Origin of the sequence: Pleionea sp. CnH1-48, from assembly GCF_024124665.1 — a bacterium.
Taxonomy (GTDB): Bacteria; Pseudomonadota; Gammaproteobacteria; order Enterobacterales; family Kangiellaceae; genus JAMXSB01.
This window is the reverse complement of sequence record NZ_JAMXSB010000009.1, coordinates 236,810-258,955: the sequence shown is the minus strand read 5'-3', so window position 1 is coordinate 258,955 and position 22,146 is coordinate 236,810. Positions and strand designations below refer to the sequence as shown.

At 42.3% G+C, this 22,146-nt stretch carries 24 protein-coding genes; 3 read left to right on the top strand and 21 right to left on the bottom strand.

From position 1 onward, the window contains the following. Positions 1-360 precede the first annotated feature (360 nt). The 4 genes from NH399_RS15935 to NH399_RS15920 all read right to left on the bottom strand — a co-directional run bounded on the left by NH399_RS15935 (position 361) and on the right by NH399_RS15920 (position 2,782). Complete coding sequence (locus NH399_RS15935) at positions 361-762, bottom strand: hypothetical protein (RefSeq protein ID WP_253041809.1); 402 nt, start codon at positions 760-762, stop codon at positions 361-363. 67 nt (positions 763-829) lie between these two features. Next, the gene (locus tag NH399_RS15930) at positions 830-1,198 is read right to left on the bottom strand and encodes a DUF1428 domain-containing protein (RefSeq protein WP_253041807.1); all 369 of its coding nucleotides are present in this window, start codon (positions 1,196-1,198) and stop codon (positions 830-832) included. Between the two features lie 450 nt (positions 1,199-1,648). Beyond that, a complete protein-coding gene (locus tag NH399_RS15925) occupies positions 1,649-2,164 on the bottom strand; it encodes a hypothetical protein (protein WP_253041805.1) in 516 nt (171 codons plus the stop codon). A gap of 195 nt (positions 2,165-2,359) precedes the next feature. Further along, positions 2,360-2,782: a hypothetical protein gene (locus tag NH399_RS15920; RefSeq protein WP_253041803.1), complete on the bottom strand. Its 423-nt coding sequence runs from the start codon at positions 2,780-2,782 to the stop codon at positions 2,360-2,362. Positions 2,783-2,846: 64 nt separating this feature from the next. On the opposite strand from NH399_RS15920, the gene NH399_RS15915 reads away from it, so the two are divergent. Then, positions 2,847-3,098: a hypothetical protein gene (locus NH399_RS15915; protein WP_253041801.1), complete on the top strand. Its 252-nt coding sequence runs from the start codon at positions 2,847-2,849 to the stop codon at positions 3,096-3,098. 657 nt (positions 3,099-3,755) lie between these two features. Continuing rightward, positions 3,756-4,058: a hypothetical protein gene (locus tag NH399_RS15910; RefSeq protein WP_253041799.1), complete on the top strand. Its 303-nt coding sequence runs from the start codon at positions 3,756-3,758 to the stop codon at positions 4,056-4,058. Positions 4,059-4,331: 273 nt separating this feature from the next. On the opposite strand, the gene NH399_RS15905 is transcribed toward NH399_RS15910, so the two are convergent. Continuing rightward, positions 4,332-4,781, bottom strand: coding sequence for a hypothetical protein (locus NH399_RS15905; protein ID WP_253041797.1), 450 nt, complete (start codon positions 4,779-4,781; stop codon positions 4,332-4,334). Between the two features lie 54 nt (positions 4,782-4,835). On the opposite strand from NH399_RS15905, the gene NH399_RS15900 reads away from it, so the two are divergent. Continuing rightward, positions 4,836-6,392 carry a recombinase family protein gene (locus tag NH399_RS15900; protein WP_253041795.1) on the top strand — a complete coding sequence of 519 codons (1,557 nt, stop codon included), beginning with the start codon at positions 4,836-4,838 and terminating at the stop codon, positions 6,390-6,392. Between the two features lie 35 nt (positions 6,393-6,427). Here NH399_RS15900 and NH399_RS25960 read toward each other — a convergent pair whose 3' ends face one another. From NH399_RS25960 to NH399_RS15820, 16 genes are all read right to left on the bottom strand, one after another. Next, positions 6,428-6,790, bottom strand: coding sequence for a phage tail assembly chaperone (locus tag NH399_RS25960; RefSeq protein WP_253041793.1), 363 nt, complete (start codon positions 6,788-6,790; stop codon positions 6,428-6,430). 46 nt (positions 6,791-6,836) lie between these two features. Then, a complete protein-coding gene (locus NH399_RS15890) occupies positions 6,837-11,576 on the bottom strand; it encodes a phage tail protein (protein ID WP_253041791.1) in 4,740 nt (1,579 codons plus the stop codon). Beyond that, entirely contained in the window at positions 11,577-12,122 is a 546-nt protein-coding gene (locus NH399_RS15885) for a hypothetical protein (protein ID WP_253041789.1), read from the bottom strand. A gap of 3 nt (positions 12,123-12,125) precedes the next feature. Continuing rightward, complete coding sequence (locus tag NH399_RS15880) at positions 12,126-12,728, bottom strand: hypothetical protein (RefSeq protein WP_253041787.1); 603 nt, start codon at positions 12,726-12,728, stop codon at positions 12,126-12,128. Between the two features lie 29 nt (positions 12,729-12,757). Next, positions 12,758-14,539: a hypothetical protein gene (locus NH399_RS15875; RefSeq protein ID WP_253041785.1), complete on the bottom strand. Its 1,782-nt coding sequence runs from the start codon at positions 14,537-14,539 to the stop codon at positions 12,758-12,760. Between the two features lie 6 nt (positions 14,540-14,545). Beyond that, on the bottom strand, positions 14,546-14,701 hold the full coding sequence (locus tag NH399_RS15870) for a hypothetical protein (RefSeq protein ID WP_253041783.1): 156 nt from the start codon (positions 14,699-14,701) through the stop codon (positions 14,546-14,548). Positions 14,702-14,730: 29 nt separating this feature from the next. Next, positions 14,731-15,072, bottom strand: a complete 342-nt coding sequence (locus NH399_RS15865; protein WP_253041781.1) for a hypothetical protein — start codon at positions 15,070-15,072, stop codon at positions 14,731-14,733. After that, positions 15,072-15,518, bottom strand: coding sequence for a hypothetical protein (locus NH399_RS15860; RefSeq protein WP_253041779.1), 447 nt, complete (start codon positions 15,516-15,518; stop codon positions 15,072-15,074). Before NH399_RS15860 ends, NH399_RS15865 begins: the two co-directional genes overlap by 1 nt. Positions 15,519-15,861: 343 nt before the next feature. Further along, positions 15,862-16,287 carry an HK97-gp10 family putative phage morphogenesis protein gene (locus NH399_RS15855; protein ID WP_253041777.1) on the bottom strand — a complete coding sequence of 142 codons (426 nt, stop codon included), beginning with the start codon at positions 16,285-16,287 and terminating at the stop codon, positions 15,862-15,864. A 3-nt stretch (positions 16,288-16,290) separates the two neighbouring features. Further along, positions 16,291-16,605, bottom strand: a complete 315-nt coding sequence (locus NH399_RS15850; protein WP_253041775.1) for a head-tail adaptor protein — start codon at positions 16,603-16,605, stop codon at positions 16,291-16,293. A 3-nt stretch (positions 16,606-16,608) separates the two neighbouring features. Continuing rightward, entirely contained in the window at positions 16,609-16,959 is a 351-nt protein-coding gene (locus tag NH399_RS15845; RefSeq protein ID WP_253041773.1) for a head-tail connector protein, read from the bottom strand. Beyond that, positions 16,960-17,172: a hypothetical protein gene (locus NH399_RS15840; RefSeq protein WP_253041771.1), complete on the bottom strand. Its 213-nt coding sequence runs from the start codon at positions 17,170-17,172 to the stop codon at positions 16,960-16,962. It abuts the gene before it with no gap. Positions 17,173-17,245: 73 nt separating this feature from the next. Continuing rightward, positions 17,246-18,457, bottom strand: a complete 1,212-nt coding sequence (locus NH399_RS15835) for a phage major capsid protein (protein WP_253041769.1) — start codon at positions 18,455-18,457, stop codon at positions 17,246-17,248. Positions 18,458-18,484: 27 nt separating this feature from the next. After that, the gene (locus NH399_RS15830; protein ID WP_253041767.1) at positions 18,485-19,084 is read right to left on the bottom strand and encodes an HK97 family phage prohead protease; all 600 of its coding nucleotides are present in this window, start codon (positions 19,082-19,084) and stop codon (positions 18,485-18,487) included. Beyond that, positions 19,056-20,363 (bottom strand): phage portal protein, encoded by a 1,308-nt coding sequence (locus NH399_RS15825; RefSeq protein ID WP_253041765.1) that lies wholly within the window; start codon positions 20,361-20,363, stop codon positions 19,056-19,058. The genes NH399_RS15830 and NH399_RS15825 overlap by 29 nt, the downstream gene beginning before the upstream one ends. A 158-nt stretch (positions 20,364-20,521) precedes the next feature. Further along, positions 20,522-22,123, bottom strand: a complete 1,602-nt coding sequence (locus NH399_RS15820) for a terminase large subunit (RefSeq protein WP_253041763.1) — start codon at positions 22,121-22,123, stop codon at positions 20,522-20,524. Between the last annotated feature and the right edge of the window lie 23 nt (positions 22,124-22,146).

The following is a 22,146-nucleotide window of genomic DNA, read 5'->3' as shown; positions in this document are numbered from 1 at the left end:
AAGCACTACTATATTGTTCTGTATCCTAACTCTAAACGACTGCTTGGTTGGCCGGGCACAGATGTACAGGCAGAACGTACATCTGCTTGCATCGCTGTATTTTGCCAATCAAAGGATAAGAACATTTATATGGCTCTCTTAAAAGTTATAGGGGGAATGATACAGGAAAATTTGTAGGGTGCAAATTTTATTCAAAAGAGTCAGGAAAGCCGAAGTGGAAACTCTATCTAAACGCGGATAATTATTTATGGAAGATGTTACTAGCCATAACCACTAGAACGATCTGTGTATTGATAAGCCTTTGGTTTAGTGATTTTAATACCGAGTGTGGTGGATTAAGAGAAAAAGCTTAATTTCTTTTTATTTCAACCTAGTTTCACACGGTACCTTCTTTAACATCAACATCAGGTTTAATATTAACGAAGAAAGCTCAGGAGATTTCATCCAAATGCTTCGTCCATCATCTAGATGAACTTCGCTGGAGAAGTCATTATTACAAAAGTAGTTACATACAATATCTGCCTCTTCATCTAAACGTAAAGTAGAAAATCTTTTATCGCAAAGAGCATAAAGATAATTTACAGATAAAATGGTCCACCTTTCCTCAGAAAAGTAAATTCCAAACAGAAACTGCTGTTCTTCATATCTTCGTAAGGAAGGTATAGTTTCAATTACATCATCTCCACACAAAAAGAATTCTCCAGAAAACTCTTCAATTTTTTGACGTCTCATTCTTGCAAATACAGCATTCAGTGTAATCATTGTTAGCTTATTGTAGTCAATTATCAAATAACAATTATTCTTACTAACATAAAAGAGTTATTAGTTGCTATAAAAGAGGCTTAAAGCCACCAAACATCATTCTTTTTGCATCAAAGATTGGTTCAGAAGATTCAGTAATAGGATTCACCAAACTCGTCATTCTAGGATCAGAAGCTACTTTCTCATTAATAAGATCACGTACCTCACGAGACTCAAATGTTGCCCATCCAAAGATAATCACTTCATCGTCCTTGGCTTTAGTCCCATCAATAAAAGAGCCAGTGCCTGCTAGGCTAAAGTCATCTCCAACATACTCACGATAGTCTAACGCTCCATGCTCTTTCCAAATAGCGGCAACCTTTTCAACAACTTCCCTATATTTGCTTAGTTTATCTCGAGGTATGGGCAATACGAATCCATCTATGTAATTTGACATATTGATATCCAATAATTCTAACAAGCAGCTTGTTGAGGAGTATTTAAACTATAGCACTTTTATTTAGTTCGGAATATTAACCCCAGAGGGGGGGGACTTCTTGTATCTTAACTCCCTTTATCTTTACGATCTTCATGACTCCCGTAGTATCTATTTAGGATAAAAGAGCAGTTAACCATTAAAAACCAGAAAAATGCTTTCAAGTTGGTATTACTTAGCAACTCATTTACCTCAACTATTTCCCAGCCAAAGAAAACCAAATATCCAAGAACTACAAGACATCCACCTACAACTAAAGAAAATAAAAACGCATCTCTTATTAGTAGCTTAAAAACGAGTGCACACAATAAAGACAAAGCATACGCAACCAATAGAGTCACAAACATTTACATCTCCACACTCAACTACTAAAGAATACCAACGAGCATTCTGACTATAAGACTTTTAACTTCACTGAATTTTTTCTCCACTCAAAAGGAAATCACCTTCTGAGTTTCGCGTAAAATCAAATTTTTGATAACCAGATAAATCATCTATGGAATCCAACTCTTCCGAAACAGAAGCACCAACAACCCTGTAATCTTTTAAAGATATAAATAAATAACCTCCAGCTATATCCCTGCTATTATTTTCCCCGTAAAGAATAAGCTGCTGAGCTTTAGATGTTTTACTACACCTAACATAGGCTCTGCTAATATTTTTCAAATTCAAGTTTCTATCCCCAACACCGACCATATAACGAGCAACTCTGTCTATAACAGGGGTACTGTTTTTGTTATCATAAAACTCATTAATGAGAAACTCTATATTGTAGAACTCCGACATATCGCTACCACTCTCTAAAGCCAGGCGATATCCCACATAAAATTCAATGACATCTAAAAAGCACGACTTACCACTTCGTTCTGAAGGTTCAGAAAAACAAGATACGATAAGAATAAGTGAAATTGCCATTAAAAGTTTCATACTTAATAACCTTTATTTTTCAGTAGCTCATCAAACTCCCAGTACTCTAACTATAGCAATATTATGCATGCTATTTACTAAATCTTATAAACCCAACTAGTTAGCAATCCTTTTTAGTTAGTACAGATGGTTTATGAGAGATCTGATTTACCCTCTCATAAACCATCTGTACTAATACTCATGTTGACTAGGTAACTATGGCTTGTGATACACCTTGGCCACAACACCTCCTTCCAACACATATTTAACTTTAAGTCGTTCATAGGCGTAATCAGAATATACATGTACTTTATTAGGGGAAACATAATCGTATAAGAAGGGATCTCCTAGGAAGTTTATGATTTCATCTTTATTCTGTCTTCCCGTAAATACACCGCAACCTAACCCGGATTCATAATCATTATCAAGTAGAACTCTCTTCCAATCTTCAATCAATGGGTAACTTTCATGTTTTTTATAGTACATATTTAGTATGTCAGAGACTCTAATAATTAAACATGCATCTTTACCCATCATAGAAATTTCCCTTTCTTGTTCTTGATATGTTCCCTTCATATATTGGAAAGCAATATATCCAAAAAGAATAAAAGCAATAAAAAAAGCTAGTAGTTTTTTCAACTTACTTTCTCCAAGGTGTGTCAGATAACTTAGGCTTAGGTACGGTTGCATCCCATGAACTGGCATGAGTCAATCGCTAAGTTTTGTAGTCAAAGTGAATTTCATAGACCCAAGTGACGAACATTTTCAAGGTATTCCCAAGCAGCTAGACTTCATTAGTAATGGTATTGTTAGCCTCATCCACATGAAGCAGCTCATGGAAGATAACGGTTTGAATCTGTTCATCTATATAGCCACCGTATCGAACTTGTATAAGATCCTGTTCAACCCACTCTCCATCTTTATTAAAGTCAATACTTCCATCTTCACGATATAAGTACTCTACACCAACTATTTTTAAACCTTCAGGTCTAGCTAGGTCAAGAGAATCCTCATATATATTACTTGTAAGCCTATCAAGTCGCTCCTGTAGAGTTTCTTTATCTGCTTATATTAAGCATCTATGTTTAAGAGAATAAAATCCAATAGACAAGATAGACTTCAAAAAGCATAAATACTAAAGACATAAAGATATCGAATACTTTATAAAAAAGGCTCTCTTTCCTCCAGTTATTCCTAATTTCATCGCGGTATGTATCGGAAACCAAGAGTAACCACCCTCGATAAATCCAAGGAACACTTGAACCAACCTCTGATAAAAAATCAATCATAAAATAACCTAGAATAATGCATCTACTTCCGTGCTCGGGTCATTAGCAATATCCTTTTAATCAATAAATGTTGAAGCTCGCCTTTCTGACGAGCTTCAACATTATTCTATCTCACTTAGTTTGCCAAACTGAAGGATGAGTGCCCTTTATCCAGCATCTAACAATTGCTCTTAATATCAAGAACTCTCTTATACAATATGTATCCAGAAAATGCCGTAAATACCACAGAGAACATTAACAAGCCAATACAACGTTGAGGAATACACTTAATAATATAGTATATATTATGAAACATAAGAACAACGCCATTAAACAGGAACATCATGAAGCTCCAAGCTAAGAGATGGGTAGCGATAGAAAATGCGGGCGATGACGAATCCATCTCTAATACAAAAATAAGATCAAGCACACCAAGCACTACACCAACAACTACAATCAAACTTATAGTCGCTAAACCTAACCTATATAATATTGAAAAAATCATTGTTATTCACCATCAGTCAATGACCGATAAACTTTTGCAAAGTCCATGGCTTCTTTTACAGAAACAAGGAGGATATCTTCAGGGCACCCATCAGTTATTAAATATTAGCCCAATACTAACCTCGATGAAGACTGACCTTTGATGAAACCCTGCTTCCATTTCTCGACAGTTCTCTCAATATCTTTCAACCGCTCCAAAATACTAATATTGGAGAATAAAAGGACATCCATTATTCTAACTAATCTATAGACTCCCCCAGCTCCAAATCAAATGAAAAATAAATACCAGATTTCTTCAACATGCGACAGTACAAAAAATGGAAAGTGTACGTCTTAGGTTATGGTTCGGCTAATTGGTTCGAAGCCAGCTACTCTTATTTTTGAGAGCACCTCCAAAACCTTTCTTTTTTTGAATCCTAATTAAATACTAACTTCGATAACGATTGACCTTTGATAAAGCAGCGCTCCCATCTGCTTATCAAATGCTTAATACTCTTCACCCTTCCCAAAACACCAATATTGGTCAAGAGCCTGCCTCCAACCATTCGACTAACAAAAGCCTCTTCTCTGATATTCAATCGTCTTAGTATGGGCGGTACGCTCTCTTTAATAACCCCACGCTTTCCTTCTATTTTTACTCTTCCAACCCAGTCAACCAGCTCCAGGTAGTCACTCAAAGAGAAAGAGAATGAATGTCTATGCTTCTGTTCTGCTCGAGTAATAGGTATTAGTGGCAGTTCTGTCTTTGCAGTTGACTGAACTTTCAGTCGCTGCTGAATAGAAGTATAGTCTGATTCCTCGGGTGTATTGGCAATATTTGCTCTGATAGGATTTAAGTCGACACTCTTAAATTCACTGGTAGTCAATAATCTCTTCAAGAGGTATAATTATATACTGGAATCTAGTATATAAGGATAAATATGATTAGAGAAAATAACACTGCAATAAGCTATTTAAGATACTCATCAACTCAACAAGCAAAGGGCGATAGTTACCGCCGTCAATTTGAAGCCGCTGAAAATTACTGCAAACAAAATGGATTAACTCTGGATGAAACCATTGTTGATTCTGGCGTATCTGCTTTTAAAGGCGCTAACGCTCAAATAGGCGCTTTATCAAATCTTATTAAAGATATGCAACAAGGACGCATTCAAAAAGGCGTTACGCTCATCATTGAGAGTCTGGACCGTTTATCCAGAATGGAAGTAATGAAAGCCTTTAGATTGCTTTCAGAACTTCTTGAGAAAGGTCTCATTGTTGTTACCTTGTCAGATAATCAAGTGTATAAAGCCGAAGACATGGAGATAACACAGCTCATCATCAGTTTAACTATTATGAGTCGTGCCCATGAGGAGAGCTTAGTGAAGTCTCGCCGCATTAGTGCGCTTTGGGAATCTCGCCGAAGGGCCGCAGCGGAAGAAGGTAAACACATTAAAGTTACCTTGCCTAGCTGGTTATATTGGGATGAAAACGGACAAATGGCCGTAGATGAAATTAAAGCTCAACGTGTAGTAGCTGCGTTTGATGTTTTAATGTCTGGCTCTGGTCGTGCTGCTGCTGTTTCCAAACTAAATTCTATGGGTATTCTTTCGCCTTCTGGAAGTACTTGGAACACCTCAATGATTCAACGGCTAACGAACACTCAAGCCGTTATTGGTCATTTTCAGCCACATAAACAAGTCAAGGGTAAGCGAGAGCCTGCTGGAGATTTAATCAGAGATTACTTTATTGCTATCATTGACGAGAAAACCTATTGGACCGTTAGAAATCGCAGTAAGGGAAAAGGGACCACCACAGGCGCACGTTTCGGACGCATGAGCAATCTCTTTACAGGTATTGCGACTTGTAAAAAATGCGGCGGTGCTATGCGCTTCTGTGGAACGTCCTATAAATACCTTGCTTGTCGTTCTAAAACTGAGGGGTTGGGGTGTGATTTACCTTTTATGCCTTATCATCATGTTGAGCGTGCTGTTTTAACGTGGCTTCTAGAAAATGGTAGAGATATTCTTGGACCGAAGTTTAACCCCGAAGAGCTTGAAAAATCTCGCGCTCTTTTAGAGGTAAACGCAGAACAACAAAGTAACTTGGTTGAGGCTATTGCATCTCTCGGATTTAATGCGGGCATTCAAAAGAAGCTGGAAAGCTTGGAAGAGGAAGCCAAGAGATTAACAAAGGAAATTGAAGAAAAAGAAAATGCAGATTACTCAAAGTCAGATTTGCCTGAGTTAATCGCAGCGGTTAAAGACGATGCTAAACGTCATGCTTTGGCTCGTGAATTACGCCGCCTTAATATTCAGTTAGAAATTGGTGTTGATACGGTGCATATTAAAGATGAAGTGACTTTTACAAGAGAAAATAAATCTCAATATTGGTTATGGCAGTCAGATGATGGCTTTACTATGAAAGTTGAAATAGAAGGTTATCAGAAAAAAATCGATACACTTAGGAAAAATAATTTTAATCGGAAAGTGGCGTAAGAAAATGGGGAGCTTAACGGCTCCCTTCTAGTTTGTCATAGAGGCGCTTGAGGGCGTCGCCAAGCGTTTATTGGCTTATGTTTTGGATAATCCCTCAAAGCCTGCCTATAAGCCTTCATAGCCTCTCTTTCAGCATCTCCAATCGGATAGTCTAAGGTCATATATTTATCGGTCCTCTGCAACTCAGAATCACGCCATGCGCGTTCATCTGCGATACGCTCTTTGGGTTTCCTTAAGTCCTCGATATAAAATAAATGCAAGTCCTTATCAAAACGATTAACCCCAGAACTCAGCGCATAATGCCATTGTTGAAAGGTGATCTCGGTGCAGTCTTCGGGGATCTCTTTGTCTATATCTTCGTGATAAAACTCAAGCTTTCCCTGTTCGACTTCCCGCACGTATCGCCTTACGTTGTCTTCATTAGCCTTAAAAATATTTACCTCCTTATGATTTATAACCTATTGCAATCCAACTTAGTGTTGTTCCGTTTTGGTGGGAACCATTCACCCAAGTACACCCCGTATTAGTCCACAATCTAGGGTGACAAGGATCAGCCGCTAAATGATTTTCGTTTGAACATCCTACCACCGTGTAAACCTGTGAGAAGGTTGCAGGAAAAGCAAAGTACTGATTAGCGTTATTAATTAATGCAGCCGTGGCCTTACCCCATTGAATCATTAAGCCAGTATCTTTATCACGCCAATAACCTGTTACATTCATTGACATGGTGTTTTCAAGAAACGATAAGATTTCCCCAGAAAACAAATAGAGGTTTAAACTGGTCGCAGTGCCACCGTGACGAGTTAGCACAATGAAATAAGGCTCATTACTATTTAGCGGTGCTGTGTCGTCTGTGAAGCCATCATTGATGCTAATGCTATAAGAACCAAACCAGAGACCTCCCACATCAATCTCTTGCTCATTGTTCGCGGTGCCTTGGTAACGCCGCTGATAAATCAAAGGGCCACTGGCTGAGCCTCTGCGAATGGTTACCGTCCAATCGGGCGCGGTCCAATTTCTATTCGCTCCGTTGTTACGATAACTATTCGACGCATATAACTTAAATTTAATAACCACACGGCCACCGCTTCCGGTTGCAATCGTAAAGTTTGAGTAAGCGCCATTACCTAAACTAGTTGGCGTTGCGTTTGCCTTTGTGCCGCCTCCAAGAAAATATTGATTAATACTTTTCTTAACGTTGTCAGTGATTGCGGCGGGATCATTGATAAAACTGTCTCCACCCGAACCGAATACAGAGGCGCGCGGTTTTCCATCGACTAATTGAACAGCAAAAACAGTTTCATCTGTGGACTTGTCGCGAATGTTTAAGGGTGAACTTGAGAAGGGGTTTAGCTCCAGCTTTACACCTGAATTATTCCCAGACTCATCACCCGATGACTGAACGCTAACATGATGCGCCTTGATTGCTCCCGCTTGAATCCAGTTTGCATTAATGACATTTTCAAGGCCCGCTGGAGGGTTGTCTTGGTAAGTAAAATCATTCCATGTCATCACCTTTGCGCCAGCCGTACCGTTGCCCCAAGACTTCGCACGCATAAACCCTTGCGCTTGAATATCGGAGGTCGTGGTGAATCTTCCAGCAACATCCAAGGTAGCTAAATGGATAAGGCTTGTTGTTCTGCCAGCACTCCCCAAACCTTCACCGTAAAACTTAAAGCCGCCTGACTGCATCATCATTAAGGACATGGTGTCCGATGAAAACGAGGTGTATTGTTGACTGACATCGGTAAAGTTAACGTTATAACCAATGCTGCCATAGTTACCGCCAGAATAACCAATCGATAACGCACGGCCTTGAGCACTGCCTAATTGAATATTGCGGCCATCGCCTAAGTAACTAAAGCCTAAGAGCGCCTTATTGTTTAACCTGACGTTAGCATTGGAAACAACCTCAGAGCCGTACAACACCACAGGGCCTTGGTGATTCAGTATGGATAAGTCACTGTTACCGTCAGAGCCATAACCAAACCATGCTTTCTCATTGTTCTGATAATCCTTAAAGCTAATCCATCCTGCTTGCTGATTGCCTGTTGAGTTATCATCCTTAAGGGATAACACTGGGACCGCCGCAGAAATCACTTGCGAAGCATTAAAGGTATTTGATTTACTTTTCTCGGCGTATTCTGAATGCGTATGTTGGGTAACGCTTCCTGAACCCGCTTGAAAATCTTCAACGCTTGATAAAGTAACTGTGCCAGTACCCATATCGCCCGTCACGTTTGAAACCGTTAACGTATAAGTAACGTCTTCGGTTGTGGGGTCGTCGTTAATAACATAATTAACGGGCCACGTCGTAAAGCTTTCTAAAGGTTCACCGACACCGCCCATCGATTCTGTTGTGCCTGCTATGGTTCGTTCATCAAGGACCAAAGAGCCACGTTTCAAAGTTAGCTTTGCGCTTGGCTTGGTGAGTGTTGAACCTAGATGGCGATTAACACCGCCACGGCCTGACACGGTGAGTTTTATGTTTTGTCCAGGCTTATGCTTTGGCGGGCTTAGTGTCACCGTTGCGCTCGTCGTAAAGTGCTGATAAGTGCTCGCTGTTCCCCCCGTTGAACCTGTTCCGTTTCCGCCGCTGTTATTACCTAGTTGCTCAATAATTTCAGGGCTTAAGGCTTCAAGATTCACTGAGGCGGGTTTCAAGTGATTACCGTTAACCAGTCCGTTGCCTTGAGAGTCCACAGAGAAAACCGTTTCGCCTTGTCGGTCTTTAGCCTCTAGGAGATTCGCACCGCCCATCTGAGCCACACCGCCGCCGCTCTCGGTGGTCTTAATGCTTCCCGAAACATTAATGTTTTTCGCAAAGATTGAATCCACGTCTAACGCATCGGCGCTGACTGTTCCGTGTACGATGGTGTTACCGTCAATGACTTGTCCGACTTTAACCCACGTTGAGCCATTCCAAAAACGGGTTTCAGAAAATGCGTTTGCTTGCTCTGAGTTATACAGCGTTACAACATCGCGGTTAACTTTCGTTAGCCCCTCGCTGGTAATTGCGCTCTCTGCGGCACTTTCAGACCACTGTTTATGATTCGGTGCAGTTAAGCTTTTAACGTCCTTGTAGAAGCTCTTAGAGCCTCTTTCACCGTTCGAACCGCTATCACCGTCCACACCATCAATCACAGTAATAAAACTTTGTGAAATCGAGTGCTGATAGGTTCCGTCGTCGTAAGCAAAGGTTAGGTAAACATTATCCGAATTATTACCCGTGGCAGTCCATGTAACAGCGCTATGATTGTCATTGCCTTGCGTCGCGTTAATGTTTCCCGTTGAGGTGTTCAAGGTCAACGTTACCGTCTCTTTCGCTAAGACTTCCTGACCCTTATAAAATGTTGCGGTGATTGTGTTCGTTGTTGCGGTTGGATTCCAAATACCTGCCTTATTCTTTCGCCAAAGGTTACTTAAAGAACTCTGAATGCTGGCATGACTTACGCGGTCGTAATTACTTAAAGTAAACTCACTCGACTTTGTAAAGTCAGTCTCATAACTGGAGTTACCCGCCGCAACCTGAACTTGATAACCTGAGCCGTTAGGGTAGAAAGGTAAATCCATTTTCTTATTATGCGTGAGAAAGGTTTTAATAACTTGATTGTCTTTTACTGCTTGAACTTTGTAGAAGGTGATTAACTGATTATCGACTGAATCCCAAGTGACAACGCCGGAACGAGTCGAACTATTATTATCGGGCGTAAAGGTAACATTTGTTGGCGCGTCAATGTCATCAGGCGGCGCTAGAAAGGTGTCGGGGATTTCTTCAACTGTGTCAGTGACAGCCCACGGATAAATCGAGTCTTGATGCTCCGTAAAGCTAAAGCTCATTAACCCGTCCGCTTGCATCTTGGCGAAGTCACAGCGAAATAGTTTGTTATCCCATCCACGCAGCGCGTTAGAGATACTGACGATATCGCTCGGCTCAACCACTAATGTCTCGGGCAAGGCATTGAATGAGCATGTGACATCCTGACGGCTTCTATTTGCAATCAGTTGCGCCATCTGCAACGCTTCGGCTTGCGTTGAAATAGTATTGAAGTTAAACGAGCTTTCTAATAGCTCGCCGTTATCCTCATTGCGCCATTGCGTTTCCTTCTCTGAGTTTACAGGAGGGTAAACCGCCTCGTTTTGTTCATACAGCAACGCCTTATCTGCATAACGAACAATCACACGATTATAGCGCTCGCGTTTCCCGCCGTGACCGCTTGTGATATTTCCAGAGATATTACGGTCATCAAAGTGATAGACAGCTTGCCCAGCATCCTCAATACGCAGCCTGATTTTACCGCCTAATGGGGGAAGCGAGCCACGCATACCAGAAAGAAGCGTCTTAACGTTATCAAACACTTTTCGATTGGTATCTAATAACGCATTGCAACTCATACGCGCCGTGGTCAATACTTCGTAACCCGCAAAGCGTCTAAAAGTCTGCCTAAGCTCTTCATCGTAGTAATAGGTATATAAAGCGCGGCGATAGGTTTCGCCCGCCTCGCAGAAATCCGCAGCCGTTTTAAAGCTCTCTAAATCAATCCTTGATTCTCTTGCTCCTTTACCATAGCGCGTATTGGTTAGGTAATCATAAAGACAAAGCGCGGGGTTATCCGAAAACTTAATAGTGTTATTGCGAATATCCTTAACTTTCTTACCTTGGATTATCGCTTTAATTTCCGGCTCACCCTGCCAGATGTTCACCTCGGAATTTTGTTGCAAGCGAATGTAGGCATAGCACAATCCTTGCAGTCTGTGTTTTGTGGTCCATTCTGGGAAAGCGGCGCGTAATTCAGCACTCGCTTGTTGATTATCAGAGCCGTTATATCTTTCAATTTTTAGCCACTTGCTTCCCTTGGTAAATTCAGAGATATCATTAAAGAAAATATTCTCGATTAACTCAACTTCACCCTCACAGAATACACAAATCAAGTGTAAGAACTCATTACGCGCGCCGCCTTCTGCATCTGTGGTCGCCTTAAAGACTTTAATTGCTGGTACTTTTCGACGCCCATACACAACAGGAATGGCGTGGTCAGTCCCACTTTTCTCTACTGTGATACCTTGCGGCTCTTCTTCTGGAAAAAGCCACGACTCTAATTTTTTTCTAAACTTCTCAATCGCTCCAAATAAACCCAGCGAGGTTATATTCAAAGCCTTTTTTAATTGACTTCCTAATCCCATTTAATTACGTCCCCATTTATATTCCACACCCGCAACGCTCGCAAAACTCATTCCCTCGTCATCAGGAAACAACTTTTTCTGACTGTTACTGGTGCTTCGTCTTCCTATGACTTTCTTAAAGTCGGCCCACTCACTCGCAGCATTCAATCGGATAATGGCGTCTTTGCCTTCTGCGATTGCTGCATCCGTTATCATGCCGCTCCAGATTTCTATAGGCTTATCGATGATATTCCCCTCATCCAGATACACCCGATAGATGGTAATGTCGCGATTGACCTGTGATTGATTCAATAGGATAGAAATCAATGTTTGGTCCACGGCTGAAAGTTCGAGCTTTACTGTACCGACGGTTAATTCAGTTTTGTTTTGAATTGGGTCAAGCGATAATAACAAGCCATTACCTTGATAAGTGTCATTTTGATATTCGATATCGAAAATGCAATCTGTGAAGTACTGAGGTGTCGGCGCAAAATCAATTTTTACAAGGTGACAAAATTCCGTTTTGTTTGCGATAGCCTCTAAGATGGGCTGTGATAAATTTAACATGATTTAAAAGCTTTCCTGTAGGTCCAATTCCATAGTGACAAAATCCGTTTGCGCGCTCGCTTTAAATTCTTGAGCGTCGTTTTTCAAAGAAAGGGTAAACGGCACATGTCGCACCGTTAATACTTCATTCGCTTTAACACTCTCAATCAGGTTTGAGCTGAGTTTTAATATCACCTCTCCTTGTGCATCGCTGTTGGCATCCTCACGAACCTGATAGACTTTTGTGTGGCCTGCAAAGCGCACCACATCGCCCGTCTTAGCAATGCCGTTAATACTTGGCGTATAGCCTTGAATCAGAACTGTCTTAGCGCCCGCGTTCGTATTCGCCTTAACATTAGGTGAGCCTGTTGCAACACCTCTAGGCTCTGAGTAAAGCGGTAAGACCATCGAGAAGGGATTAAAAGAGCCTTCAAGAGCAGTTATAAATCCCCACAACTCCCGATGCTGTGATTGATTAAGCGGAATGGTTTTTAAGCGCACCTCAAAGCGATGTGCGGGGATTCTTCCGACATGTCGCCGATAGCTCTTAGATTCAGTGCTGATAGTGGGGGCCTGACTGGTAAGGGCTATAGAGCTAATACCAATCGAGCTTGGAAAAGTAGACATTGTTTAAAATCCTTTTTGTTTATTTCTATTTATAGTGCGGCTCCTTCTTCGGCCATTGCTTCGCTAACAAGGTGATGAATCAGAGCGCGGTTATTGATAAGTAATTCTTCAACACCGTTTGCGTCCGTTGCGTTAATGTTGAATGTTACCGCCTTATCACCGCTTACGGGCCTTGAAGCTTTTAGTGCTTCGTGACTGGTAATGTTTCCGCTAGTAGTTGGTGTAAATAGTTCCGGCCCTCGCTCACCGACCAAGTAAGATTGATTTGAACCGACCGGACCACCGTTTGCCCGCTGTCCTTTAATGCCTGCAATGTTCGCGGCCATCTCTGCCGTTGCCATAGCAATAAATGGAATATTTAAGGGAGGCGGCGCAGAACTTGCGGCCAACTGAATACCTTGAAAGCCGGTTACAATGGCCTCTTTTAATTTAATAGCTTTTTGAGCAAGAAAGATCTTCTTTGAGTTCTTAATCTTCAAGTTAGCCATTCTATCAAGAAAGCCTTTCTCTTTGTTAAAGCACTCGTTGCGCTTCTGGTCGTCACAGCCGTCGCCACAAGCACCTTTTTTATCCTCCTCCTTGTTATCCTTGTTACTTTCGCCATCGTCCTGCTGCACAGCGTCGCGTTGATAAGGATTATTTAGGGCAATCTCAGAGGTAACACTATCAGCAATTTCTTTTGCTCGCTCCGTCGATTTCCGCGCGACTTCCTCAGACCATGTTACAAATTGCTCATCCAGTGGGTTAAGTAACTTATCATGAAGGTCTTGATTAAGCTGTGCCGATTGAATGTCGAAGCTCTCAATCATTCCATCTAAAAAGCCTGTCCCAATGTCCGTATCAAGTACGTCATTGATCCATTTCACACTATTACTAATGCTCTCTAGAATCCCTTGTAACGCATCATTAGCGACAACTTTTAAACTACTCCATAAAAGTGATAGTCCATGTAATGATTTTGCTAACACTTCAACGCCCTTAAAAACCACCTTCAAGCCTTTTGATGCAACCTCTGAAAACCCGCCAGACTCAAGCGCAGCGTTATAAAAACGTGTCGCTACATCATCAACATAAGGCGCAAGCAAGGATGTGATTTTATTAGAAAAACCCTCTGTTGCTTGTCCAGCTCGAAACATTGCATCATTTGCTAGCTCGACTTTAGCGGCATCAATGCGGTTTAATGTCACGCCCAGCCGTTCCGCTTCATCAATAGATTCTTGAATCGCTTCACTGCCACCGTTAAGTGTGTTTATCAGTCCAGCACCTTTCGAACCAAACAACTCATAAGCGATTGTTGCTCGCTCTGTTTTGCTCTCAACATTCCCCATTGCATCCGCAATTGCTTTAAACTGATCATCGACAGAAAGTTTTGCTAAATCCTTAGCTGATAATCCTAAACGGTCAAACGATTTGACACCCGCGCCGAACCCCTCTGAGGCTTGGCCGACGCTTGCTTGTAGTTTCACTAAGGCTTTATCAAGAACAGAGCTAGAAACGCCTGTTAGCTCGGCGTGATGCCTTAGACCTGTCAGAGCTTCCGTGGTTATCCCTAGCTGATCTGAAAACTTCGCCAACTGATCAATCGTATCTGCTTGCTTATTGTAAAGCGCGGTTAATCCTGCAACACCCGCTGCACCCAGTGCGGCAAATCCTTTTGCAACACTGTTAAAATGCTTACGGGCTTGCTTTAAATATTTGCCAGCTTTCCTTGAAAACTCTTTGACTCTATCTTGTCCCTTTTTTAAGGCTGTTACTAATTGAGCTGAGTTAGCCTTTAGAGCTAGCGTTAGTGTGCCTATAACGTTTTTCATATTCCTTTACTTCTCCCATAGGCTGATTGCGCGTTCTTCTTCTCCCTGTGCGCTGTTGTCTTTTATTTCAATGTTGTGGTAGCCCATCCAATAGATAAGCGTATCTATAGGCATTTCTGCCAGTTTATACGGGTCTCTCTCCCCGAGGCGGTCCGCTAGCATAAATAGAAAACCTGTCAGGGGAGAGTTGATTAGTTTTTTCGGGCTTTCTCCACTTCAACCGCTTGAGGTAAATTAAACTCAATGATTTTCTCGGCGGCTTCTTGAAGTTCAAACGGGTCGTAAACTTCGGTTAATACTTCCGCTTTTTCTGTCTTCAATACCACCTTGCCATTTTCATCAATGACTGATTGTTTGATTAATTCAGCGTTCGCATCAATCATGATTTTGAAATCGGCCTCGCCGTCTGCAAAGCTCAAGTATCGAATAAGCTTCTTAGCGGGAAGCTTTCTAACAAAGTACTTTCGCCCCAAGATATCCAGAGACTTCCTTTTCGCTTTCACTGGATTTAGTAAATTGTGTTTCGTTCCCATTATGCTGACTTACTCCATGTAATATCATTTTGACGCGCTAACACTGAAATTTTCATAGCGCTGTTATCCCCTGAGCTAACATCCTGCATCTTCCAGCCTGCAAGCGTCAGGCTTTTTGTTTCTGCAATCCGTCCACTTGGAAAGGTGATTTTGCAACGCACGTTAGAACCTTTTTCAGCTTCGTCGAGAAACTTCTTAAAATCGGCGTCACCTGCGTTATCAATAAATACCAGTTCCTTTTCGGGTGCGTCCGGTCGGTCGGCTACATATTTCTTTGTTTTATCCACTAGGGTTGTGACTTCCACAAACGTACCCGTTTGACCCACTTCACCCAGTGAATCAATATTGGGCAGTTTAATGAATGTGTCCGGTGTTGCGGGGTCTTCAAATTCGAAAATTGTACCCGCTGGTACTTTGGCGTATTTTGTAACGTCATCCATTGCCATCTATGTTTATGTCCTTATTTGATGAATTAAAATTAAATCAAGAGAGATATTCATTAACTCTCCGTTGTTGTAAAAACTTTCTCGGCGATTCTCAACAAATCCTTTTTGTATCTCTACGCCGTTTAAGTTTCCTCTGAAACGCTCGAAGCTGTTTGCGATTAGCTTGCTAGTGTTTCGAGTTACTATAAAATCCTGGCCCCAGATATCGACTTGCCAGCGCTGTGTTATCACATGGCCTCTTTGTTCACTCACTAAGAAGTAAATTAAACAGGGGCCTTTGTCCTCTGGCCGTTTGAACGGATACGCCTTTAAGCCTGTGAGCGTTTCTAAATAGTCCTTTAGATTACTTTCCATTTTTCTTGTTTATCTTTTCGATTGCCTTTCTGACCTCTTGTGTAAAAATCGATATCACCAGACTGGCGTTATTATCAAGCGCGGGTCTTAAGAAGGGCTTAGCGCTCTGTCTCTCGGTCCCAAACTCCTGAGCAATCGCTTTATGGTTATGTGATTTGTGAGGAAAAACCGTAACGCTCAAAGCGGTTTTAGTGGAACGCCTACCCGCAACGCGAGCAGACATTTTGATATCATCGCGCATGTGTTTACTGGTTGCTAAAGGGTCAAATCCTGCACCGTTTATCACATCCTCTCGAACAGGTTTCATCGCTTTTCTTCCTGCTGCACGTAAGGCTTTAGCGCTTACCTTTGCTTCAAGTTCAAGCAATGCCTTTTCTATTTCCCTTAGTCCGTCAACTTTAAAATCCATTTTCATTAATTAATTGCGCACCTCCATAGTGATATTAAGGAAGAGCGGGTTAGTTAAATGCTCAATTGTCGTTAACTCTCCTTTATGAGTTCTATGAGACACATTAAGGCCCGCCGTGATTCTTGAGTCTTTTCGTACACGAAAGACCTTTGTTAATACTGTGTTGTCTCGGCTCTCTGAATGCATAAGCTGTGTTGACTCGTTTAGTAATTCAGCTCTAATAGTCCCTAGCACCACCTCTGAATCAATAACCTGTCCGTGGTCGTTTCTCGTAGTAGCTGTTGAATAAAGCGTGATACTTTCTCGTAACTTCCCTGTTTGCATCCCTTAACCTACTGATTGTATTTTGTAAGGCGATAACAGCGCCTCAAAAGCGAGTGGCACGTTTTTAATGGTTAACGTGTTGGTAGCTTCTCGGTTATTGTAAAAATGTCCTACGAGCAAAAGCACGGCGTGCTTGATGGTCTCAGGCATTTTCTCAAGAGTAAGTCCGGTTGCTTTCTGTAATGCATCAAGTTTCAGTTCATAACCTAAATAATTCTCTACATGTTGAGTTGCGCTTAATCCGTAACTCATGATTAATGTGTCATCCTCAGTAAAACTATTATCAATGATTAGGTGCTTCTTGATTTCTTCGAGAGTCACAAGGCTTTGAGCTGAATGATTGCTCAAGCTCATTTATTCAACCTCCAAATTTTCCTCATCTTCATTCTTTTCAGACTCACTGAGTTCGATGAGTGTTTTTTTGCTTTGTTTGCCTTTGAATAACTTTGCATAGTCGGCCTTAATTAATCGGTCTGCTTCCTCTGCATCCATTTCAATCTCATCGCCTTGATTTCTTGGTGTAACACCTGACATCGGCACAAGCATTGTTACGATTTTTCGGGTCATCGTTTATCATTCCTTGATAGTGTTATAAAAAAGGAGGCACAAAGCCCCCCCTGGAGTTTATTGTTTAGATTCTTTACGCAGCCATTTGCAACGTTTTGATGGCCGCAGTATCTAGTAGATTTGCATCCGTTCGCATGATGGCTAAGAAGCCAACTTGATCATAATCAGCGTAACGCTCGGTTAGTCGTTTAACACGCATACCACGAACATCACGGATTAAGTACTGAGACAAATCACCGTAAGCCGCAACAACCTTGGCGTTACCGATGGCATCAATGCCTTGATCAACAACGTATCTATCACCGTCAATCGTTGAAGCATTCGCACTAGCAATACCTGGCATCCACAAGGGGCGGTTATTTCCGTCTGTCAGTAACTTTGCAGCTTCAAGAACAGAATCGGCAAACGCCCAGCGAGCGTTTAAACGATAAGCTGGATCAACACTGTGTTTTAGTTTGATAAAGTCTCTCCACGTTAACGCAGTCGCAGAAGGAGCCGTGTAACCTACAGGAGCGGCCACCATTAAACCTCTCGGTTGTTTTGTTCCTGTACCTTTTGCAAAGTGCAACGCTTGCGCTCGACCAATACGCATACCCATTCGACGACCGATAAAGCTTTCAAGATTAATTGCTGAATCCTGTAACAGTGCCTCAGAAACTCGAATGATTTTAGAGCTGTAAGCGTAGGCGCTAATGTCTACCTCGCCGAATACGGTGTCACCTTCATTGTGCTGAGTGTTCTCGTCGATGATTTCACCGATTTCATTTGTGCCGTCATTCGTTGGGAAAGGCAGACGATTACCATTAGATGTCGTTAAGACCGTCGCAGCACTTCGAATACCACCGAATGCTTTCATGGTTTCGATAATACGGTTCCCGAATTCATCAGGGGCTAAATAACCACCCTCTGATTGAGTACCGACAGACTGCGCACGCATTTCTCGCAGCAAGGTACGCTCATCACTTTCAAGCGCGCTTAGTCCGTGGCGCAAGAATTTGTCAAACGCAGAATTAAGTGCGCTTTCTTTGTCTTCGCTTTCTCGGCTTCGCTGTTCACCTGTAGGCAAAGGATTAGTAACGGTGCTTTCTTCCGCCTCTAACAGTGCGGCGCGTTCTTCGGTTTCAATCCGTTGATCATAGTCAGTGATATCATTAGACATCTTTTCCCATTGTTCACGCTCGTCAGGGGTAAAGCCTCGCTTTTCGTCCTTGGCTTTTTTGTTAAGCGCTACCATATCGCTTGCTAGTTTAGAGCGTTTTTCTTTCAGTTTTGCTAAATAACTCAATTAAATATTTCCTTTTACAATTAAAAATTAGAGACTTAGTAAATAAAGTTCGCGGTCTCGTTGTTCCATTTCAGTTTTAAGTTGTTCGGTGTTGTTCTTTTGAATTATATTGCTTTCCTTAGCTTCATCTAAAGAACGTTTTGCCGATGTTGTATCGGTGTATGCGGGGTAAGTTACGGGAGAAACATCGAGTAATGAGCGAACCTTTTTAATCGTCCTTACTATTCGCCCTTCGTCATCTTCGCGCCAGTCGTCATCCTCGACGGTAAATGCAAATGAACTTTGCGAAATATCACCGCGCGCCATAGGCTCAAGTACTAAATCACGCACTGTCTGAGTGTCAGGCGGTGTGATTTCATAATGCAATCCGGTTTCATCTACACTCAGTTTTAAAGTGCCTGATTGAGAGCGACCTAATACAAAGTTTTGATCATGGTTGAATAGCGCTCGTACATCGTTTTCTAACACTTCGTTAAATGCGTCTGACTCTATCTGCTCTCGGAATCCTCCTAGATTCTCAGAGAGTGAATTAAAAACCGCCGCATAACCTGTGATAGTGGTTTGTCCTGAATCATCCTTGTGCGCTCTTACTTCGCCGTTATGACTTCTCGTTTCCTTCTTCGTCATCTTCCTTTGTGTTTTCCTTGTCGTTATCTTCTTCCTCTTCCTGTGCTTCGTCATCGGGTTCCTTCTCAGGTTCCTCCTTGCTTTGTTCTTCCAATAGTGCGGGTGTTGTCATGTTGAGCGGTACAAGAGGCTCACCTAGTGACTCTATTGGGTTTAAGTCTTCGAGTTCGCGGGCTTCGTTCCGCGTCAACCATCCGTCTTTGATTCCCTTGCCGTAGTAATCCGCGCGGTCTTTGGGCGTACCTCTAAGAAGCGCATTCAAATTAAACTTAACAAAGAGCTTTCCTTTCTCGCTTGGTAAGAATAATTTTCTATTTATCTCTTGTTCCCACGCAGTCACCCAAGGTTGCACAGTCTGTTGAACCCAGAAAATATTTAACTCAGTAATGTTTGAGAATGTTGCTTTTTCTAAGTCGTTAATCATGTGTGCGGGTACGCCGAAAATCCCCGCAACCTCACTGCGTCCCAACTTTCGTGTTTGCAAATATTGGGCATCTTCCGGCGGTATCGTGAGTTGTTTATACTCAATGTTACCCTCAAGCACCGCCGTACCTAGTTGACCATCGCTTCCATGCGCTTTACGCCAAGCACCTGCAAGATTGCTTGCGGCTTTGCTTCCTTTCCCTGGCTGGTCTTTCATAATCAGAACACCAGAGGGCCGCGCGTTGTTCTTAAACAATCTTGAACCAAATCGTTGAGCGGCTATGGTTAAACCGATAGATTCAGCGTTCTGTTTAATAGGCGAAATTCCTTTTACACCATCCCAACCTAACGCGGGTATATGTAGAATATCTTGCGCGGGTACATCAAAATACTCTGCACTAACCAGCGTTCTATAAATCAGCTCACCGTTATTTTTAACTATGGGTTCTGTTTCCCAAGGGTTCAGCGGTAAGAGATTTAAGGGCCTTCCACTGGCCGCACGTTCGATATAGCTGTACGCATTCCCCCAGCCCGCCGCATGAGCTGTACTTTGCAATCGCCAAAAATAGGCGGTCATCCTCATGTTTGGCTCAAGATTCAGTAAGTTTTTAAGGGGGTGCTTTGGCTTTAAGTTGTTACCGTCCTTGGTTTTCTCGCTGACTTCTACGGGCAACATAGCGAGCGTTTTACTGATAACGTTAATACAGGTATACACCGCCGAGAGTCGTAAAGCGTTTGCCTCGCTAACTGCAACACCAGAAGCGCTTTCGTTACCTCCGAAATCTTCTAGTGTCATGCTGGTTAATGGTTTATCTGGGTTTTCAGCATTCCTTTTTTCAAATAAATAGGTAAGCATGTTTTATCGTTTAAAAATGTTCAGGGATGCCGCACACGTTAAACTTGTTAATATTGTGCCAATGGTTAACAGTGTCGCGGGCAATCCGAAAAGTAAGTAAATACCAGACGCTATAAAACTAAGCCCCAGTAAAAACAGTAAGTCTATTAAGTTGTTTCTCATAAAATTAACACCTCGTAATCGTCGTCTTCATAAGGGTTGTAAGCAACATCATTAAGAAGGGCGCGAGAAAGTGCGGTAAACAACGCGACAGGTCCATCAATTTTATTGTCTCGGTGTTCCTTCCTTGGGAATACATTCCCGTTTCTATCCTCAACACATGTCACATTTGAAATCATCCAATCCATACATTGGTTAACTTCTTTTGCGATACGGCCTGAATAAGTTAGCGCCTCGCATTCTTTCATCGCCTCAGAAAGATTCTTAACGCTCTGGTGAACTTCAACCATCGGGACACCTTCGGCCAGCAATTCAGTTGCTAACTGGGTAGCGTTCCAAGGATCAAAGCAAACCGCTTGAACGTTATAACTTGCCCCCCATTCTCGAATCGACTCTTTCACCGCCTCATGGTCTATGACGTTTCCCTCGGTTAGTTCCAAGAATCCCAAATCGCACCACGTTTGATAGAGATTCGCTATCGTTTGCGTTTTGGTGATTATGGTTTCTTCGGGTAGAAAGAACTTACATTTGAAAGCGTAGTTCTCGCCATTTCGAAAAAGAGCAATGAGCGCGGTTATATCTAATTTGGATGATAGGTCTAAACCAATCCAGCAAGGCCAGGACGAATGAGTAACTTTGAATTCTGGAAGTTCAGCCCACTTTTCAGCGTTCATCCATGCGCTTGCCGCATTTACCCAGATATTCAAGTGCTTTGTTAAGAAGTTGTTGCGGGCTGTCGGCATTTCCTTTGCCTTCTTCGCGAGCCGCCTCATGTCATCCCATTTTTTTGACTTACCCAAGTTCGGGTTAGCCTTCATCCACACGGATTCATCGCGCCAATCATCGTCCTCATCTAGTGTGAATATCGCAGCGAAAAACGAGTCATCATCAACAACACCGCGTAGCACTTTCATAGCGTACTCGCGCAGCTCGTAGCACACGCCTAGTTTATTAAAGCCTGCTGTAGTTATCACAAATATTAACGGCTGCTCTCGCGCACCTGTGGCGGTCTCGATGACATCATAAACATCCCGCTTTTGGTGGGCGTGTAACTCATCAATAATTCCACAATGAACGTTTAAGCCGTCGAGTGTGTTTGCATCTGCTGATAACGGTTCAAACTTAGAGCCGCTTGCAAGGTGGTGTATGTTTCTTTGATGAACGCCAAAAACTTTTGATAGTGCTTTAGATTTCTTCACCATCTGCTGAGCATCGTTAAATACAATCCGCGCTTGGTCTCTTGTGGTTGCTGCACTATAAACTTCTGCACCGCCTTCACCGTCAAGCGCAGTCATATACAGACCAATGCCACTTGATAGAGTAGACTTTGAGTTTTTACGTGCGACCTCGTTATAAGCGATTCTATAGCGTCGTAAGCGTGTTTCTCTGTGCACCCAACCGAAGAGGTTGCCTACAATAAAACCTTGCCACGGCTCAACCTCAATGGGTTCTCCGGCCAGTTTTCCTTTAACGTGCTGAGTAAAGAGCGGATAAAAATCAAGATGCTCTTTCGCTTTTGATTGGTCCCATTCATAGGGGTAATCAGGTTCAAGCTTTGAGCGCATTAAGTCATTGAGAAAACGTTTGCAGGCTAAGCGCATAGGCTCACCTTGAATAATTTCAC

Bases quoted from the DNA above. Each gene is read 5' to 3' on its own strand.
- NH399_RS15935 (WP_253041809.1), bottom strand. From the start codon at position 762: ATGATTACACTGAATGCTGTATTTGCAAGAATGAGACGTCAAAAAATT.
- NH399_RS15930 (WP_253041807.1), bottom strand. From the start codon at position 1,198: ATGTCAAATTACATAGATGGATTCGTATTGCCCATACCTCGAGATAAA.
- NH399_RS15925 (WP_253041805.1), bottom strand. From the start codon at position 2,164: ATGAAACTTTTAATGGCAATTTCACTTATTCTTATCGTATCTTGTTTT.
- NH399_RS15915 (WP_253041801.1), top strand. From the start codon at position 2,847: ATGAGTCAATCGCTAAGTTTTGTAGTCAAAGTGAATTTCATAGACCCA.
- NH399_RS15910 (WP_253041799.1), top strand. From the start codon at position 3,756: ATGAAGCTCCAAGCTAAGAGATGGGTAGCGATAGAAAATGCGGGCGAT.
- NH399_RS15900 (WP_253041795.1), top strand. From the start codon at position 4,836: ATGATTAGAGAAAATAACACTGCAATAAGCTATTTAAGATACTCATCA.
- NH399_RS15890 (WP_253041791.1), bottom strand. From the start codon at position 11,576: ATGGGATTAGGAAGTCAATTAAAAAAGGCTTTGAATATAACCTCGCTG.
- NH399_RS15885 (WP_253041789.1), bottom strand. From the start codon at position 12,122: ATGTTAAATTTATCACAGCCCATCTTAGAGGCTATCGCAAACAAAACG.
- NH399_RS15880 (WP_253041787.1), bottom strand. From the start codon at position 12,728: ATGTCTACTTTTCCAAGCTCGATTGGTATTAGCTCTATAGCCCTTACC.
- NH399_RS15875 (WP_253041785.1), bottom strand. From the start codon at position 14,539: ATGAAAAACGTTATAGGCACACTAACGCTAGCTCTAAAGGCTAACTCA.
- NH399_RS15870 (WP_253041783.1), bottom strand. From the start codon at position 14,701: ATGCTAGCGGACCGCCTCGGGGAGAGAGACCCGTATAAACTGGCAGAA.
- NH399_RS15865 (WP_253041781.1), bottom strand. From the start codon at position 15,072: ATGGGAACGAAACACAATTTACTAAATCCAGTGAAAGCGAAAAGGAAG.
- NH399_RS15860 (WP_253041779.1), bottom strand. From the start codon at position 15,518: ATGGCAATGGATGACGTTACAAAATACGCCAAAGTACCAGCGGGTACA.
- NH399_RS15855 (WP_253041777.1), bottom strand. From the start codon at position 16,287: ATGAAAATGGATTTTAAAGTTGACGGACTAAGGGAAATAGAAAAGGCA.
- NH399_RS15850 (WP_253041775.1), bottom strand. From the start codon at position 16,605: ATGCAAACAGGGAAGTTACGAGAAAGTATCACGCTTTATTCAACAGCT.
- NH399_RS15845 (WP_253041773.1), bottom strand. From the start codon at position 16,959: ATGAGCTTGAGCAATCATTCAGCTCAAAGCCTTGTGACTCTCGAAGAA.
- NH399_RS15840 (WP_253041771.1), bottom strand. From the start codon at position 17,172: ATGACCCGAAAAATCGTAACAATGCTTGTGCCGATGTCAGGTGTTACA.
- NH399_RS15830 (WP_253041767.1), bottom strand. From the start codon at position 19,084: ATGACGAAGAAGGAAACGAGAAGTCATAACGGCGAAGTAAGAGCGCAC.
- NH399_RS15825 (WP_253041765.1), bottom strand. From the start codon at position 20,363: ATGCTTACCTATTTATTTGAAAAAAGGAATGCTGAAAACCCAGATAAA.
- NH399_RS15820 (WP_253041763.1), bottom strand. From the start codon at position 22,123: ATGCGCTTAGCCTGCAAACGTTTTCTCAATGACTTAATGCGCTCAAAG.